The organism is Candidatus Hydrogenedentota bacterium, assembly GCA_035450225.1.
GTDB lineage: Bacteria > Hydrogenedentota > Hydrogenedentia > Hydrogenedentales > SLHB01 > DSVR01.
On the sequence record DAOTMJ010000037.1, the window covers coordinates 19,061 to 35,806 of the forward strand.

Below are 16,746 nucleotides of genomic sequence, written 5' to 3' on the forward strand. Positions count from 1 at the left end.
ATGCGTTTACTGACTCGTAGAGGTAGCCATGTCTGATTCCCAGGAACATTCACCGGCGGATCCCGCTTCTTCCGCCGAACCCGCTTCCCCGCCGGCCCAAAGCAGAAAGGCCGTCCGCGGGAAAACGCTGAAATTCATCGTCGTATTCATGATAAGCGTGCTTGTTCTCCTGGTCGGATACGAGACCCAAAAGCAAAGCGTTGCCAATGATTGGTATTTGTTGCAGGTAGCCCGCAGCACGGCATGGCTGCTGCGTTTCGTCGGATATTCCTGCACAGTGGGAGGCGTCGAACGATTCAAGGGACGAGAAGGAATGGTCCGGGCATCGGTGGCGGCGTGGAAACGCGGGGAGGACGCACCGGCCATGACGCCGCCCGACGCCAATACGTCGCCGCTCAGCGCTTGGGAAGTTTGGGAATATCAGGCGGCCCAACTGCGCCATGAACGGGCCAAGCTCAAGGCCCAACTCGACGCGGCCGTTGCCGACACGACCCAGGCGGAACCGGAACGTTCGGCGCGCATCGAGGATATGCGCATGCGCCTGCTGCAGATGAAATCGCAGGAAATGGGCCCCCTGGTCTCATTTGTCTGGAAGGCCGGTCCGGAACGCAGGCTGGCCGACGCCCAAAAGGAAATCGCCGACGTTCAAACCCGGACGGATATGGACGAATCGGATCGCGCCCGGCGGCTGTTGGCTTTGCGGGAACGCGTGGCCGGGCTGGAAAAAGAAGCGCAGGCTGCCGCCTCGATGCCGCGCGACAAGCGCCAGCGCGAGGATCTCATGTTTCCCTTCATCGTGGTGCCCGATTGCGGCGCAATACAGTCCATGGCCATCTTTTTCGCGGCCATCCTGGCGTTTCCCGCGCCGTGGTGGAGGCGGCTGGCCGGATTGCTGATCGGCATACCCGTTTTGTATTGGGTAAATGCCTTCCGGCTCGCCTTTCTCGCGGTGATCGGCGCCTGGGACGGGGGCGGCCCCCGGTTCAAATTCGCGCACGAATACGTCTGGCAGGGTATTTATATCGTTTTTGTGGTAGCCTTGTGGATGGCGTGGGTGGAACTGCTGGTGCGGAGGAAGCGGACATGAGCGATCTTCGCGGAAAAGCGACCCTCTGGCTCTGCGTCAAATTCATCGCACTGGCCCCGGTTTGCCTGGTGCTTTGGCTGCTGGTTTTGCCGCACTATACGCTGGCGCTGGGCCATACGACCGCGGCCATCATTCGGGTAACGATGAAAGTACCCATCGAGTCGGTGGCCATCACCCGCGACGGCGAAGGCATTCTGAACACTGACGTGGCGCTGTCCTACCGGTACGGCGCTCATGCCCCCACGATGCACGATGTCGGCCATCTGGTGACCAATGTCGCGCCTTTTGTGGCGCTGGTGCTCGCCACGGGCGGTCTGGGCCTGTGGCGGCGGCTGCGCGTGCTGGCAATCGGCATCCTGATTCTTTTCGGATTCCACGTTCTTACGATTGTGTTGCGTTTTTCCGCCGGCCGTACCCCCCTGCCCACGGCGGTCGGATTCGCCACGATTACGCTTCCGTTTCTGCTCTGGATTGTTCTGGCCTATTGGGACAAACTGTCCGTGTATCTGGGGTTGGATGAACGCGACGGGCAGGCGTCATCCGGGACCGGCGGCCAGACGTTTCAAAAATAGGATGCCGCGATGAAACACGCGGCGCAAGCGGGTTTTACGGCAAGTTTCGATTTGCATGAGACGTGCCGGGTGTGGTAAGTTGGTTTCGTCTTCGCGCCGTTTCGGAAGGCGCAATAACCGAGGAGATAAGGGAATGAAGAACGTGTTTTCACCCATTTTCACGGTGGGGCTGGCATTTTTCCTTGCTGCGTGCACACCGTGCACGTCGCCTGCGGCGGAAAGCGCCAAATCGGCAAAACCCAAGGCGCCCGCGGTGAAAAAGGCCGCCCCGGCGGCGTCCAGCGCGCAAAGCACGAACAAACAAGCCCCGGAAAAGGCCCCGGCCGCGAAACCGGAAGCCCCCAAAGCGGCCAAGAGCGACACCCAATCCCCCGCCAAGCCCCAGCCGGCTCTGCAGACCGTCAAGGAATGGGATTTCGTCAAGAACGAAGCCAAGAAACTGGGCTGGGCCACCGGCGCCAATCATACCCCAGGGGGTCAGAAAGCCATGTGGATCGCTTTGAATAAGAGCCATGTGGATTTGGTCAACAAGGATGTTGGAGTCAAGGCAGATGATGTCAAGGCGTTCCACGCCACGTTCAAAGTAGTGGCGCAAAAGGGCAAGGGCGTGGATGTACCGATTCGAACAACCAAGGCACGATTGTATTGGGCGCGACCGCAGGATATTGTCAAAGGGAAACATCCCTTTGCGGAAAGCCGCGCCATTTACCTCAAGCAGACCGATCCGTCGAAACCGGATGTGTGGACAGCCAATCTTTCCGGGCACAAAGAATGGAATGGCGAAATAAAGTACCTTCAGTTACGGTTATATGCCCCCGAAGATTACGTCCCTGTCAAGGGGGAACAGTTGAAAGCCGTTCTCAGCAAGTGTGGACTGTTGAAATAACGTGCCTTCCGGTCGCATGGCCGCGATCACTGTAGAAATTCGATGAATTGTACGGCAACGTCGGCAGGCGCTTCCGCCGATCCCAATCCGGGAGGCAGCGCGATACCCAGCGTCAAGGAGCCTGCTGTTCCTTTCCAGCGGGAATGGGCATTCATGATTCCGACAAAGACAAAGGGATCGCTGTCGTCTCGTGTGAACACAACGGATCGTTCATTGGAATAGGGCCATTCGCCGGGCTTGGACGGGCGGGAAGGCGCCCACATCGCCTTGACGTTCGCCACGGGCGAATACGGCGCTTGGGGATTGCCCGCCGGCTTGTATGAACAACGAATGCGGATGACCGCCACGGAGTCCGTGGGTAACGGGCGCCCGATAAAGGTGAGGAAACTTTCCGATCCCATTTTCCCCGTATACATGGAGCCTTCCGGCGTAAGACGTCTGGCGTCTCCCGGCATTCGCCAGACTCCTCCGGCCTTCTGTTCCATGGTGAAAATCCATCTTTGATTGCCGCCGTCCGATCCAAACGCGGGGGGCAACTGACGAAGGCCGCCTTCCCAATTTCCAATGACGCTTGATCCGGAAGTTTTTAGAAATTCTTTTATTACAGCCATTTCGGCTTCACGAGTATACGGCTTGTTTTCGTCGAGTTTCTTGAATTCCGGGCGACGCGCGAGAATTTGTTCTTCCGAGAGCCTGTTGTTGAACGTGATCACATAACGTATCTTATGATCGGCACAGATCTTCTTGAGGGCTTGAACGTTATACGGAAACGGGAAAGGCTCGATCTGAGACAAGAACAAGGCGTTGGAACCGAAATAGATGTCGTGAGTAAGCCCCCAGCGTCCCTCCTTGAAAAACTGCGCATGGGGTGCTCCCAGCGGCAAAATCAACAGTTTGTTGTCTTTATTGACCCATGTTTTCAATTTGTCATAGGTAAGACGTATGCCATGCGCGCTTGGCGCAAGCCATAGTTTCGAGGTTTCCTCCGAGACGACAGGCAGAAAGCGGACTGCGAGCAGCGTCAAGACGAGAAAGGGGATGGTTGCGTATCGTCCGGCAATCCAGCCTAGGCCATGGTAGTGCCATGTCGTGATCGAGAGTATAAAAAGCGGCAAGAGAGGGATAAACAAGCGGAACATGCGTTCCGGGAAATCGCCGATTCCAATCCCGTAAAGTAGGGCGTAAACCAGCACAAGTACCGGGGGGGCATAGAGCGGTGTCTTTGCGTCTCGCCCTCGCGCCAATGTGGCGCATGCGATGCCCGCCGCGCTCACAAAAGCCCATAAAGGCCAGATGCGTTGCTCGAAAAGCCTCGATATGCTTGTCTGCATCACTTTCCACGCAATAACCGGAAAACCGGGCACATCGTTGCCGGCCGAATACACGCCCTTCGAATGAAACAACTCGTTGGAAAAAACACGGATTACGGTATCCGGTCCAAAAAAAACCATGCCGGCCACATAAGGAATCGCGAATCCGGCTGTCAAGATGCCCGCCATGCCTATAAAAGGTCCGGCACCCCCCCGGGGGCCAAACCGTGCCAGCGCAGTTCCCAGAAGGATCGCCACACAACCTGGCCCCAGCAACGCCAAATCGGGATGGATGTTGGCCGCACATCCTAGCGCTGTGCCCGTCAACGCAAGCAAGAGAAACGTGCGACGACTTCGCCGCCACGGCGATTCCATCGCGAACACAAAAGCCGCCAGCGCCAGCATCACAAAGAAGCTGCTGGGCACATGCGGGATTTCTCCGAAAATGTACACGAGCAAACGTGGGATGTGAAGACCATAAATCCATGCAGATACGACGCCCAGCCAAGGGTTCCCGCCAATACGCCACGCCATTGCGAACAAGAGCAACAGAACGCCCATGTCCATGACGGCATTGAGCACCTTTATGGAATAATCGTTGTATCCCCACCATCTGATTGCAAAGCGGTGAAGCAGATGCGCTCCGGGACGATAAAAGAGATCGGGGTCGTTGTATTTCCCGCTCATCCATGTGTAACGGCCTTCGGACCAATTTTTGGCGGTATCGAGATATTTCCATGCGTCAACGTCGGAATGAACCATGCCGCGTTCGGTAATGCCGTCGAAACGGTAAAAGGCGCTCTGTCCCGCCACTACAAGCAACGCGAGAACAACCGCCGCAAGATTCAGCCTGTGCAGGAATGATTTCACCCGCCCGCAGGCCGGCTCATGCAAAAGCGGCAAGGCCCGGCATGATTCCGCTTCATGGAACGATTTCATTCCATTTTCCTCCACTATTCGAAAGGCCGACAGGGATTTCCCCCGTGGCGATTCGAATGGATTGCATACAAGCGCGCATTCGTAAGGTATACAAACATCGTTTTGTAAACGCTGATCAAGTCATCCGTTTAGACGCATTTCGGCCCAACTCGGCCAAGCGCAGGGCTTCCTCGTGGTTCCGTCGCGAACGGGCTTGGACTTCGGGCAGGTGCTCGCGCATGCGGGCCTTGATGCTGTCGGCCTCGCGCACGATCCGCTCGAACCCCTCGACCAGCCCCTCGAACGACAATTCGGCGGCGTCGCGGCAATAGGATTCCAGATCGAACTCGGCCAGCACTTCCCGGTATTTCTGATATCCCCAGCCGATTACGCTCACGGGCGTTTCAGTACACAACGCCGAAATCATCGAATGAAACCGGCTCGCTACATAGTAATCGGCCAGTCCCACCAAGACCCGAAGTTCCTTGCAGTCGTAGTGCTTTTCGACGATATGGATATTTTCCTTCGACGGAAGCCGATCGTAAATTTCATGCACGGGCACAAGGTCGTTGTTGTGCAGGCTTTTGCTGCCGGGCCGCATGCTGTGGGGAATCAGGAGAACGTAATAGCCGCGTTCCTGCAAGTAGCCGATGAAGCGCACCCAGACGCCGTTGTGGTCTATGCCCAGCGCGTTGCACTTGCCCTGGACGATCGTGTTGACGGAAATCCCGACGACGGTCCGGCCTTCCAGCAACGGCCGGTATTCCGCGCGAATCGCATCCTCGGCCTCTTTCGGCACGACCAGCGTGAAGGCGGAATCCGGCAGTTCCATGGCATGGGAAATTCCCAAGTTCTTTACATGATCGTAACTGCCCTTTCCGCGGGGAACCACGAGATCCACACGGTTCAACACCCATTTGGCCCAGAATCGGTTGAAGGGATGATTGAAAGGTCCCATCGTCTGCGAATAGAACATCGATCGCTTGCCGAGCAAGATGGCCGGGGCGGCGCATGCGACGTTGTAAATGACCTTGAACTTCTGCGCGTCGGTAAAGGTGGTCCCCCCCGCCATCACGCACACGTCCGATTCGAGCAGCGCCTGCATGTCGCCTCCCCACCAGCGGGGCGGCGGCGCAAGATGCAGCATCCTCAATAGGCGCCAGAGAATGCACATCGGAATAAGCCATGTCACGAGCCGAATCGGACCGCCATCGCGCAGATCCACGCGCGGGCGCGGTTTGGCAAGGCGCGCGTCTTGTTTCGGATACACGGTGAACACGTGCACCCAGCCATCGGCCGGTGTTGCGGTCAAATGATCAATGGCGCTTTCGAGCATCGAAACCGCGCCGCGATTTCCCGTGCGCGAAACCGCGAAGAACGCGAATACCGGTTTTCCGTCCCGCATGTCAGGCGTCCTCAAGGTTCATGTTTTCGACAGTCCCTTCACCAAAATCGCCGCGCTTTTTACAGTAATGGGAGGAAGGGCATAAAGCATGCGCCGGCCCCACGACGTCCGCGACAACCGGAAAAATGTGAAGAAAATCATCCAAGACAATACATGCAGGGGATGGCAAAAACGGACGGGATGCGGCGGCAGCCGGACGCCGGTCAGTTTCGCCGCCAGCGCACGCGCATCGAGCGCATTGGAAAACGCTTCAATCTTGCGGAATGTTTGCCTGTAGCGTTGCGTGCCGAAAAATTCAAACGCAATCCGGCCCGATTCCGCCAAGCGTTGCATGATCGCGCGCCCGGCCTCCGTCCTCGGGATAAAACAGGAGTGCTTGATTTCGCGCCGTTCGTACTCCGGCGTAAAAATGTCGCCCACGGAAATATCCGCGTCCTCGGCCAAGTGTTCCGTGCAATGCAGGCAACCGGAATGGGCGTGAACGCCGGACGTCCGATAGGCATTCATTCCGAAGAAACTCAGCGGAACGATTCGTCCGTCGCGCAAGACAACTCGGACTTCTCCACCTACATGCCCACGCGCCACTTTGACGCGCTCGACTTCGCCGGGATCGATCCCCTTCTTCCGGAACAGGTCCTCGTAGAATTCCGGCCCGACCGCGCCACGGCAAAACAGGCCAATAACCAGAACCACGTTCCGGCGCAGATTGGGCCGTTTCTCGGTGAGTTTGCGAATGCCCCGCGCCTGGCACGGCAGGGCGACCACGGCAACGCGCCGGTTTGTGTTTTCCAAATCGCGAACCGCATCAATCACGGGCGTATAAACATAGGCGCTTCCTGCCTCGGCAAGCACGCCCCCGCGATTTTCAACCAGCCCGGAAACGGCCTTTATTTGTCCGTTTTCCGAAGCAATCCACGAGACGAGCGCGGCGTCAATGGCGCCCGCTTCCAATGCATCGAGCAGGATGGCCGAAACAATGCCGCCCGAGGAGGCATGCGCCCTGACCTCGGCATCGTTTGCGTAACCGCAGTACATTTCCCCCAAGGCCAGCGCGTCCGCGGCGCCTGACGGGTCTTCATTCATGGAGCTCTCTCCGCAGGGCCGAGACTTGATCGCACAACAGGCCGAACAGGAAAACCAGCAGGGACGCCACGCCCAGCAACACCGTGGAATCGCCCAAGTTGATCCGGCCGCTGGCCATTACGTCTATCGCGAAACTGGCCAGCGTGAAACAAGCCAGAATGCCTGATGCAACAAGGAATACCTTGAGCGGTTCGAACAGGACCGTTAGGCGCAGCAGCAGCAGCAGCGTTTGTGGCCCGTGCTTCCATTGACGCACCGTGCTTTGTCCAACGCGCGCCGCCACGGTAATCGGAATCCACAAGATGTGCCGGTTCGTCTTGAGCATGGCGAAGGTGCTCGTCGTCGAAAAGGAAAAACCGCTCGGCATGAGGTGTAAGTATTTCAAGAGCACTTCGCGTCGAATCATGCGCAACCCGGAGTTCAGGTCCGGTATTTTTTCGCCCGCGAGGTAATCGGCGAAAAGCGTCAGGATGCGCTTACCGGGCCGGCGCGCCAGCGGGGCATGCGAATCTTGGCCTCGTGCGCCGACGACCATGTCGTGCCCGTCGCACGCCTCGATGAGCCGCGCGACGTCGTCCGTGGAATGCTGTCCGTCCGAATCGCAGAACAGCACATACGCGCGCGATGCCTGCAATGTGCCCGTACGCAGGGCCGCGCCGTAGCCGCGGTTTTTCGGATGGCTGACGACCGTGGCGCCCGCTGCTTCGGCGATCGAAGCGGTGTCATCGGACGATCCGTCGTTGACGACGATGAGTTCCGCTTCGGGCAATCGGACCCGCAGGCTTTCGACGACCGGCCCGATGGCGCCCGCTTCGTTGAACGCGGGGATGACAATGCTTACGTTATCTGCTTTCACGTTTCGTGTTCCGCCTGTACCATTCGATCGTTCGCTTGATTCCCTCGGTAAAATCCACTGAAACCTCGTAGCCCATGTCGGCCTTTGCCCGCGAAATGTCCGCTTTCGAGACTCGGACATCGCCCACGCGCCGGGGCGCGAATGCAGGCTGGATGTCCGTGCCCAGCGTCTTATTGATCGCGTGAACGAGGTCGAGCAGGGTTATGGAATCTCCGCAGGCGATATTATACGCCTGTCCTCTGGCGTCGAAGGAAGCCGTCGCGGCCAGCACGTTCGCCCGAACATTGTTTCCGACGAATGTAAAGTCGCGCGCCTGCAATCCATCGCCGTGAACGATGGGACGCCGGCCTTCGAGCATGGCCGTGATGAAGAGCGGAATCACGGCGCTATAAGGCGAATTCGGATCCTGGCGTGGTCCGAACACGTTGAAGTAGCGCAACGACACGGTCTCGATACCGTAACAAAGGCTGAAGGATCGCAGATAATACTCGCCGGCGGCCTTGGTCGCCGCGTAGGGCGACAGGGGATTCAACGGGAGGTCTTCCGTCTTGACGTCCGCCTGTTGATCGCCGTACACCGAACTCGAGCTGGCGAATACCAGCCGCTTGACGCCGGCGTCGCGCGCCGCAACCAGGAGGTTGACGGTTCCGGTCACGTTGGCTTCGTTGCTGAGCAGCGGATCCGCCACGCTGCGCGGGACCGAAGGCACCGCGCCCTGATGCAACACGTAATCCATGCCGCGGACCGCCTCCCGACAGGCCGTCTTGTCGCGCAAGTCGCCCTGCATGAATTCGACGCGATCCATGACGTGCGACAGATTCTCACGCCGCCCCGTTGCCAAATTGTCCAGCACACGGACGGCATGCCTCTCCTCCAGAAGAAAGTCAACGATATTCGATCCGATGAAACCGGCGCCGCCCGTTACCAGAAACTTGGCCATGCCCGTCCTTTCATGCCTTCACGATGTTCGGCGCGCCGGCGAACATGCGGCCGGTTGCGTTTCGCGTGTCAATGATGAGCGCCGCATTTTCGACTATCTGTGCAATGTCATAGCAAGAGTGCGCCGTCGAAATCAGCACGCAATCGTACGACCGGATGTTTTCCGGGGTGAGTTCAACGCTTTCCATTTCAATATTATGGCGGCGCCCGTGCGTGATTTTCGGAATGTACGGATCGTTGTAGTCAACCTGCGCCCCGCGTTCGCGCAGCAACTGGATCAGGCGAATGGACGGCGACTCGCGGATGTCGTCCACGTCTTTCTTGTAGGCGGCGCCGAGCAACAGGATGCGCGAGCCTTTGACGGGTTTCCCCCGCTCGTTCAAGGCTTCCATCAGGCGCATGACCACATACAGGGGCATGGAGGTGTTGATTTCGCCCGCCAATTCAATGAAGCGCGCGGCAAATCCGAATTCGCGGGCTTTCCAACTCAAATAGAAAGGATCGATCGGAATGCAGTGGCCGCCAAGGCCCGGTCCGGGATAAAACGGCATGAATCCGAACGGTTTCGTGGAAGCCGCCTCGATGACTTCCCAGATGTCCACGCCCATCCGGTCGCAAAGCACCTTGAGTTCGTTCACGAGCGCAATGTTGACGCAGCGGAAGATGTTTTCGAGCAGTTTGGTGAGTTCCGCCGCCGCGGGGGTGGACACGATGACCGTCCGCTCGAAAATAGTCCCGTAATATTTCGCGGCCAAGTCCGAGCAACGGGGCGTCAGGCCGCCGATGACCTTCGGAATCGTGCGAATCGTATACTGGGCGTTGCCGGGATCTTCCCGTTCCGGCGAAAAGACGAGAAAGAAATCCCGCCCGACCATCAGACCGGAACGTTCAAGAATGGGCAAAACGACCTCGGCGGTCGTGCCGGGGTAGGTCGTGCTTTCGAGAATGACCAACTGGCCCGGCCGCAGGGTCCGCGCGATGCTTTCCGCCGTCGCAACGACATATTGGAGATCCGGTTCGCTGTGTTCGTCCAGCGGGGTCGGCACGCAGATACTGATGCAATCGGCTTCGTACAGGCGCGTAAAATCAGTCGTCGCTTCAAAAGATCCGCGCCTGACCGTCTCCGCGATCCAGGCGCTTTCAATGTGCTTGATGTAACTTTGGCCCTTGGCAATCCGTTCGGTCTTCACTGGATCAATGTCGAAACCAAGGACGCGATACCCGGCGTTGCACAGATGCTGCACGAGCGGAAGGCCGACGTAACCAAGGCCGATGACGCCGCCGACGGCCGTCTTGTCCGCCAGTTTGCGCTGCAATATCTCGAAACTGTCGCTCACGATTCCCCAATCCTGACGCCTTGCACCGGAAACGGCGCACAATGCACACGGGCTCTACCTTACCAAGGATCTTCGCACATCGGGGCTGTTGATGCAATGTCCGGCCCTCTTCCATGCCCGACAAAGGAAAATCGCGATTGTCCAAGACGGGGCGCGCCGGACTACTTCAAGAGCGAAATCATCTGAACGGCGGTGTGTCCCATGGCGCCCGGTTTCGATTCCGGCGGATCGAACACGATTTTGATCCCGATGCTCGCGATGGTTCCATCCCAATTTTTTCTTCCCCGCAACGTGCCGGAAAAAAGGTACGGATTGGCTGGATCCGGGTTGAGCGCCACCGCCCGCTCGTTGGCATACGGCCATTGGCCTTCCGGCGGCATTTCAGACGTTCGGGCCCAAAAAACGGTGACTTCCCGGGGGGGAATCTCCTTGCTCATCTTTTCGGCGTCTTCCTGATCGCGCCAATGGCATGAAATGCGAATCGAACCGACATTGTCCGCCTCAATGCCGGCGTTGCGAAGATTGAGCCAGCCTTCCGCCTGCGCATTTTGCGTATAGACCGCACCGGAGGATTGCTGATTCTTTGAACCGCCGGTAAAATTCCACTGCCATTGATCCGGCGGAAGTTCGGCAAAATGCCACGTTTTCAATTCGGCCGCCGGCAAATCGGCCACAGGCGCCGCCTTGGCAGCCGCCGGCATTGCGGACGGCAAGGGCTTTTCGGGGGACGAGGTCTCCGCCAACGGCTTCGCCGGCGCCGCGGGAACGTTCGGAACAGACGGCGCGCCGCCACAACCGCCAATGCACAGCGCCATCACCACAAGAAAACCCGCCCGGATTTTGAGGCTCATTTATTATCTCCTATAAATATATATATATCATGAAAAACTGAAAATGTATTTTATCACCCGGCGTAAATGCTGTCAATCGCCCAACAGGCTCTGCGGCTTCAGATTTTCGGATTTGTAATCCTGCGGCGACGCGCTGGTTTCGGAACACCTCCATACGGATGTACAGCACGACGAAACGTAACACGATCCGCACGCAAGAGCGGTCGGGGGCGTTTCATGCCAGACAGGCCGCATCTCAGTGGAAAAGGCATGATCACAAGGCGCTTAATGATTGGGAGGGCGCGCGTCCCCGCGTACCGCTTCGCTTGATATTTGGGAACGCACCGCTTCAGGTTGACCTGCTAAATCAGGGGGTTTTGCAGAAAGGCGGGTCGGCGAGATTGCCGACCCGCCCCGCTACGTGCGGATTGAGGAAGGCAGCAGCCCGCTTGACATGACCTTTTACGTATGGTAACATCGTTTCACCTGAGCGGGAGTAACTCAGTGGTAGAGTGCAACCTTGCCAAGGTTGACGTCGCGGGTTCAAGTCCCGTCTCCCGCTCCATTTTTTTTGGGGCCGCTAGCTCAGTTGGTAGAGCAGGTGACTCTTAATCACAAGGTCGCAGGTTCGACTCCTGCGCGGCCCACCATCGAACCATGCGCACGTGCGGATGCGTGCGTTTTTGTTGCAAGTGTGGCACGGTCATAATTTTGGGCTGTGTGCCGTGGCAGGCCAGGCTTCGAGGCCGAATCCCGCGGAAGCGGGCGAGTGGCGGAACTGGCAGACGCGCTGGACTTAGGATCCAGTATCGCAAGATGTGCGGGTTCAAGTCCCGCCTCGCCCACCAACGCCAAGGTGAATGGAACGATGACAAACAACGAGACCAAAGACACAACAGCAGTCGCGGAAGACGAAATCAAACCGACATCTCCCGAAACCGCCGAATCGGACAAAGAGGGCGAGGAAGAATTCAAATTTGTTGAAGAACCCACGTTCGAGATCGATTACAAGGGCGATTGCCTATACGAGATCAAGGTGACGATTCCGCCCGCCAACGAGGCGAAGTTGTCTTCGGATACCTTCGGCAAATTGCAGCACGAGGCCGAATTGCCGGGATTCCGCCGCGGTCGCGCCCCGCGAAAATTGATCGAACGGAAATTCGCCAAGGCCGTTCGCGGCGACGTCGAAGGCAAACTGGTCCAGGCCGCCGTCGCGAAACTCGTCAAGGAAAAGAATCTGAAACCCCGCGGCGTGCCCGAAGTGCCCGATTACGAAAAAAACGACAAGCGAAATCCCGAGGATCCCATCGCGTTTACGCTGAAATTTGAGGTCGATCCGCGGGTCGAATTATGCAAGTACCGCGGAATCGCGGTCGAACGCCCGATCTATACCATCCAGGAAAAAGACATTGAGACCGCCGTCAAAAATCTTCAGTCGCGATATTCCGTTTTTGAATCGGCGGAGGGTATCGAGGCGCAGGAGGGCGATCAGGCCATTATCAGTTTCAAGGGCACGATGGATGGAGCCGAATTTCCCGGGGGCGCCGCCGAGAATTATCCCTATATTCTGGGGTCGAAACGTTTCTTTCCGGAATTCGAGGAGGTTCTGCTTGGGGCGAAAAGCGGCGAAACGCGGACATGCCGCGTGACGTTTCCGGATAGTTATCCCGCCGAACATTTGCGCGGGCACACGGCCCAGTTTGAGATTACCATCAACGAATTGAAGCGGCGCCAGATACCCGAATTGAACGACGATTTCGCGAAACAGACCGGTTTTGAGAATGTGGCGGCGTTGCGGGAAAGCCTTGCAAACCAGTTGCGGGAACGCACGATGGCCGAGAGCAATGAAATCGCCGAGAGCCGCGCGGTCAAGGCCATCATTGACGCCAGCCGCTTCGAAATCCCCAAATCGCTCATCGAGCACATGTCGCTGCAGTTTTACGAGGACAGCGTGAACAATCTGCGCACGCGCCATGTGCCGGCGGCCAAGATCGAAGAACGGGACGAGGAATTACGCACACAGGCGCGTGAAGAAGCGCTGAACGCCATCAAGAGTTGGACGGTCCTGAACGAAATCGCGGAGGCGGAAGGCATCGAGGTCACCGACGAGGATTTCATGGCCGAGGCCGCCAACTTGTCAAAGCGGTCGGGTGTGAGCATGGAAGCCGTCGCGAAGTATCTGGGCGAGGAACAGCATCGCAACACGTATGAACGCCGTATACTGCACAACAAGGTGATCGCCGCCATCATGCAGCACGCGACCATTACGGACAAGGAAGTGACCCAAGAAGAATTTGACAAGGCCGACGATCGCATGGGCGGCGAAAGCGCGGGAGAATAGGTGATTGTCATGCCGTTTCCGGGACGCATGGAAATGACGGGCGGGCTTGATATCCGCAACATTACCATATACGAGCAAACCGCGCGCGGCGAGCGCCTGTACGACATCTATTCCCGCCTGCTGGCCGACCGGATCATTTTCCTCGGTTTTCCGATTACCGACGAGGCGGCCAATTTCGTCATCGGGCAAATGATGTTTCTCGAGGCCGAGGATCCCGACAAGGACATCAATCTTTACATCAACAGTCCGGGCGGGAGCGTGACAGCCGGACTGGCGATTTACGACACAATGCAATACATCAAGCCGGCGGTCTGCACCATCTGCATCGGACAGGCGGCGAGCATGGCGGCGGTGTTGATGGCGGCCGGGGAGCCGGGCAAGCGCTTTGCGCTGCCGTACAGCCGTTTTCTGCTGCACCAGCTTACCGCCGGCGTGCAGGGTCAAGCCGCCGACATTGACATCCAGGCCCGCGAGATTCTCCGAATCGGCCAGATCATGGACGAGATTCTGGTCAAGCACACCGGGCAGCCCATCGAAGTCATTCGACGCGACAGCGACCGTGATTTCTACATGGACGCCGAAGAAGCGAAGCAGTACGGCCTGATTGACGAGGTTTTCAAGCGCGACAAAAAAGCCTAGCCGCTTTTTCCCGCGCGGACCGAGGGGATGGAAACGCGCCAATGGCTTATTCCGGGGTTCTGGACGATGTGCGCGGCGCGGCGACGCTGGGGATCCCCGCCCATTTGCCCGTGTTCCTGTGCAGCGAGGAATTCGATGTGCGCGTGTGCGGCAGCCGGTACGATCGTTACTGCCGCGACGCGCTGGAAATGGCGCGCGTCCAGATCGAAGCCGTCGAACGATTCGATTACGACTGGGCGTGGCTGCAAGTGGACGATTGCATCGAATTCGAACCGCTTGGCGTCGGCGTCAAGGGAGAAGGCGACATCCTTCCCGCGACATGCAAATACCTGCCCGCCGCTCCAGCCGCGCTTGATGCGTTGCGCGAGCACGGTTACCGCGTCGAAGGACGAATGGAAATCCTGCTCGAAGCCATTCGACTTGTCAAGGCCCATTTCGGGGACAGCGTCTGCGTAACAGGGCGAACCGCCGCGCCGTTCAGTTCCGCCACGCTGGCCTTCGGCATGATGGAATGCCTTTCGATGGTGTACGAGAATCCCGGATTCCTGCGGAAGGCCATTGCGTTTTTCGAGGACTACCAGCTTCGTTTCGGTTTGGATCAACTGCGCGCGGGCGCCGACGCCATCTGGTTCGGCGACTGCAATGCGAGCGGCCACCTCATCAGCCCCGACATATACCGGACATTCGCAATGGAGCCGGCCCGCCGTGTTTCATGCGGTTATCGCGAAGCCGGGGGACTGGTCATCTATCACGCCAGCGAGGAAAACCCCGCCATGGTGGACCTTCAAGCCGATGCAGAATTTTCGATCCTCAGCGTCGGCCCGGGGATTGACATCGAAATGGCCCGTGACATTGTCAAGGGCCGCATCTGCCTGTCCGGCAATATCGATCCCTTGGCCGTGCTGGAGCGTGGCACGCCCGAAGACGTTCGCCGCGCCGTCGAACTCACCGTCGAGCGCGTCAGCCGCCACGGCGGCCATGTCCTCAACTCGGGCGAAATGATCCCGCGCGACACGCCCGAGGCGAATATCCGGACCTTCGTCGAGTCCGCGCGCGCCGCGTGGAACCGTGGCATGGAACCGCAACCGTAACTTCCCCTGCGCGGTTTCCCGTTTCGCATCTTGCCGGGCGATTTCAGCCTGGGTGTCGCCGGTTGAACACCGATCCTTCGCCCATGCCGTAAAGAGAGGGACATTGTGGATCCGGTGGACTTCACATGGACGGTGAAAATTCTCTATCGTCCACAAAGTCCACTTCGTCCATTGGGATGAGCCGGAAGTTTTCTGCTTTTACTGCCGGATTCAGGTTCAATGTACCCAGTCGGCCTTGGGTGGATTGGTGAAGTCGGCGCAGCGATCGGCCACCTTGGCCTCGTTGACGTCGCCGGAATGGATCATGACGCGGTACCGGAACGTCACGGCCTTGCCGTCTTCGAGCGTGAAGTCGCCGTTCTCCTTCTTTTCGCTCTTTTCCGTGAAATAGGACAAACCGAAGCAGTTGGCGCCGTTCAGGCCGTAGTCGCGAATGTGCCATGTGGTCGGGTAGCGCATGTTTTTCGGGTAATCGAATACGGCGATGCCGCGCGTGCCCACACCCTCGATGGGTCCCGAATAGTCGGTCCACGGCGACGGCTTGCCCCAGCATTCCTTCATGCCATGCGCACCGGACGCGTTGGTAATCACGCCTTTTTTGCTGGTTTCGGTGATATCCGGCCGAATACGGAACGCCACAAGTCCGCCTTCCTTGGTGTCCTTGAAAAGGACCGTTCCATGGGCGGCCGTGAAGGTGATGGACTGGTCGAAAAGCCGCGCACTGGCGGGGGTTGCATAGAAACGGTACTCCCGTTCCTCGGCGATGACCGGCTTGTGATCCTTGTCCTGCCATGTGTTCTTCGCCTTGATCCATGCGAAGGCGTCGCCCGAACCGAAGGTCACCTCGTCGCTGTGCTGAAAACCGGCCTTGTCGCCTGTTTCGCCCCAGCAGTCCACGCCGTTGAGATCGCCGTAAGACGTCCAAATGCCCTTGTGATGGACGTGATCGCGGCTGATGGTTTCATTGGGATCCATGGGCCAGTTGCGCGTCATGCCCACCTTGCCTTCCCCGTATACCGGCCACAGGAACGGTTTGCGGTTGTCGTTCGAATAGTTGTAGACGGTAAAGGGTTCGCCGTTGACCGTAACTTCGAGCCTGTCGCCCTCGATGCGCGCAATGTTTACCTTGGGCGCCGTTTTCTCTTTGAGTATCTTGACTTGGCACGGAATGGTTTCCCCGGGCGCAATTGCCTCGACGATAAACACCAGTTCGCCGCCGGCAATCGTCGCGGGAAACGCCTTTCCGCTCTTCGTGTCCACCACCTGCACGGGGCCATCCGGCGCGGGACCTTCATACGCCACGGCCACGGGGACGAATGACCCCGCCGTATCGCCACCCGTCACACTCAATTTCCGCCCGTCCAATGGTTGCGCGGCCGCAATGCCCGCCGCGAGAACGAGAATAACCGCCATTCCGATAGACTTGCGCATGGTTCGTCCTTCCTTTCGCTT

14 protein-coding genes and 3 tRNA genes are annotated in these 16,746 nt (G+C 58.3%); 9 read left to right on the forward strand and 8 right to left on the reverse strand.

The genetic code is table 11. From position 1 onward, the window contains the following. Nucleotides 1-28: 28 nt before the first annotated feature. From P5540_15930 to P5540_15940, 3 genes are all read left to right on the forward strand, one after another. Nucleotides 29-1,087 carry an exosortase/archaeosortase family protein gene (locus tag P5540_15930; GenBank protein ID HRT66308.1) on the forward strand — a complete coding sequence of 353 codons (1,059 nt, stop codon included), beginning with the start codon at nt 29-31 and terminating at the stop codon, nt 1,085-1,087. Further along, nucleotides 1,084-1,659, forward strand: a complete 576-nt coding sequence (locus P5540_15935) for a hypothetical protein (protein HRT66309.1) — start codon at nt 1,084-1,086, stop codon at nt 1,657-1,659. Before P5540_15930 ends, P5540_15935 begins: the two co-directional genes overlap by 4 nt. 133 nt (nt 1,660-1,792) lie before the next feature. Beyond that, a complete protein-coding gene (locus P5540_15940; protein ID HRT66310.1) occupies nt 1,793-2,545 on the forward strand; it encodes a hypothetical protein in 753 nt (250 codons plus the stop codon). Between the two features lie 26 nt (nt 2,546-2,571). Here P5540_15940 and P5540_15945 read toward each other — a convergent pair whose 3' ends face one another. The 7 genes from P5540_15945 to P5540_15975 all read right to left on the reverse strand — a co-directional run bounded on the left by P5540_15945 (nt 2,572) and on the right by P5540_15975 (nt 11,244). Continuing rightward, nucleotides 2,572-4,794 carry a hypothetical protein gene (locus tag P5540_15945; GenBank protein HRT66311.1) on the reverse strand — a complete coding sequence of 741 codons (2,223 nt, stop codon included), beginning with the start codon at nt 4,792-4,794 and terminating at the stop codon, nt 2,572-2,574. Between the two features lie 115 nt (nt 4,795-4,909). Then, nucleotides 4,910-6,178 (reverse strand): polysaccharide pyruvyl transferase family protein, encoded by a 1,269-nt coding sequence (locus P5540_15950; GenBank protein ID HRT66312.1) that lies wholly within the window; start codon nt 6,176-6,178, stop codon nt 4,910-4,912. Between the two features lie 18 nt (nt 6,179-6,196). Beyond that, a complete protein-coding gene (locus P5540_15955; GenBank protein HRT66313.1) occupies nt 6,197-7,261 on the reverse strand; it encodes a Coenzyme F420 hydrogenase/dehydrogenase, beta subunit C-terminal domain in 1,065 nt (354 codons plus the stop codon). Beyond that, nucleotides 7,254-8,117, reverse strand: coding sequence for a glycosyltransferase family 2 protein (locus P5540_15960; GenBank protein HRT66314.1), 864 nt, complete (start codon nt 8,115-8,117; stop codon nt 7,254-7,256). Before P5540_15960 ends, P5540_15955 begins: the two co-directional genes overlap by 8 nt. Beyond that, a complete protein-coding gene (locus P5540_15965) occupies nt 8,104-9,057 on the reverse strand; it encodes an SDR family oxidoreductase (GenBank protein ID HRT66315.1) in 954 nt (317 codons plus the stop codon). Before P5540_15965 ends, P5540_15960 begins: the two co-directional genes overlap by 14 nt. Before the next feature lie 10 nt (nt 9,058-9,067). Further along, the gene (locus P5540_15970) at nt 9,068-10,393 is read right to left on the reverse strand and encodes a nucleotide sugar dehydrogenase (GenBank protein ID HRT66316.1); all 1,326 of its coding nucleotides are present in this window, start codon (nt 10,391-10,393) and stop codon (nt 9,068-9,070) included. Nucleotides 10,394-10,554: 161 nt separating this feature from the next. Next, entirely contained in the window at nt 10,555-11,244 is a 690-nt protein-coding gene (locus P5540_15975) for a hypothetical protein (protein HRT66317.1), read from the reverse strand. A gap of 469 nt (nt 11,245-11,713) precedes the next feature. Between P5540_15975 and P5540_15980 the strand changes: the two genes are divergently transcribed. From P5540_15980 to P5540_16005, 6 genes are all read left to right on the forward strand, one after another. Continuing rightward, nucleotides 11,714-11,788 (forward strand) — tRNA-Gly (locus P5540_15980). A 9-nt stretch (nt 11,789-11,797) separates the two neighbouring features. After that, nucleotides 11,798-11,873, forward strand: a tRNA-Lys gene (locus P5540_15985). Nucleotides 11,874-11,986: 113 nt separating this feature from the next. Further along, nucleotides 11,987-12,071: transfer RNA gene (locus tag P5540_15990), tRNA-Leu, on the forward strand. Nucleotides 12,072-12,091: 20 nt separating this feature from the next. Further along, on the forward strand, nt 12,092-13,564 hold the full coding sequence (tig, locus tag P5540_15995; GenBank protein ID HRT66318.1) for a trigger factor: 1,473 nt from the start codon (nt 12,092-12,094) through the stop codon (nt 13,562-13,564). Nucleotides 13,565-13,573: 9 nt separating this feature from the next. Beyond that, nucleotides 13,574-14,203 (forward strand): ATP-dependent Clp protease proteolytic subunit, encoded by a 630-nt coding sequence (locus P5540_16000; GenBank protein ID HRT66319.1) that lies wholly within the window; start codon nt 13,574-13,576, stop codon nt 14,201-14,203. A 41-nt stretch (nt 14,204-14,244) separates the two neighbouring features. After that, nucleotides 14,245-15,294, forward strand: a complete 1,050-nt coding sequence (locus tag P5540_16005; protein ID HRT66320.1) for a uroporphyrinogen decarboxylase family protein — start codon at nt 14,245-14,247, stop codon at nt 15,292-15,294. 216 nt (nt 15,295-15,510) lie between these two features. Here the strand turns inward: P5540_16005 and P5540_16010 are convergent, their stop codons facing one another. Further along, on the reverse strand, nt 15,511-16,725 hold the full coding sequence (locus P5540_16010; GenBank protein ID HRT66321.1) for a PmoA family protein: 1,215 nt from the start codon (nt 16,723-16,725) through the stop codon (nt 15,511-15,513). Nucleotides 16,726-16,746 lie beyond the last annotated feature (21 nt).

What these genes read in the sequence shown, in the direction of transcription:
- P5540_15930 (HRT66308.1), top strand. Translation starts at nt 29, where the DNA reads ATGTCTGATTCCCAGGAACATTCACCGGCGGATCCCGCTTCTTCCGCC.
- P5540_15935 (HRT66309.1), top strand. Translation starts at nt 1,084, where the DNA reads ATGAGCGATCTTCGCGGAAAAGCGACCCTCTGGCTCTGCGTCAAATTC.
- P5540_15940 (HRT66310.1), top strand. Translation starts at nt 1,793, where the DNA reads ATGAAGAACGTGTTTTCACCCATTTTCACGGTGGGGCTGGCATTTTTC.
- P5540_15945 (HRT66311.1), bottom strand. Translation starts at nt 4,794, where the DNA reads ATGAAATCGTTCCATGAAGCGGAATCATGCCGGGCCTTGCCGCTTTTG.
- P5540_15950 (HRT66312.1), bottom strand. Translation starts at nt 6,178, where the DNA reads ATGCGGGACGGAAAACCGGTATTCGCGTTCTTCGCGGTTTCGCGCACG.
- P5540_15955 (HRT66313.1), bottom strand. Translation starts at nt 7,261, where the DNA reads ATGAATGAAGACCCGTCAGGCGCCGCGGACGCGCTGGCCTTGGGGGAA.
- P5540_15965 (HRT66315.1), bottom strand. Translation starts at nt 9,057, where the DNA reads ATGGCCAAGTTTCTGGTAACGGGCGGCGCCGGTTTCATCGGATCGAAT.
- P5540_15975 (HRT66317.1), bottom strand. Translation starts at nt 11,244, where the DNA reads ATGAGCCTCAAAATCCGGGCGGGTTTTCTTGTGGTGATGGCGCTGTGC.
- tig (HRT66318.1), top strand. Translation starts at nt 12,092, where the DNA reads ATGACAAACAACGAGACCAAAGACACAACAGCAGTCGCGGAAGACGAA.
- P5540_16000 (HRT66319.1), top strand. Translation starts at nt 13,574, where the DNA reads ATGCCGTTTCCGGGACGCATGGAAATGACGGGCGGGCTTGATATCCGC.
- P5540_16005 (HRT66320.1), top strand. Translation starts at nt 14,245, where the DNA reads ATGGCTTATTCCGGGGTTCTGGACGATGTGCGCGGCGCGGCGACGCTG.
- P5540_16010 (HRT66321.1), bottom strand. Translation starts at nt 16,725, where the DNA reads ATGCGCAAGTCTATCGGAATGGCGGTTATTCTCGTTCTCGCGGCGGGC.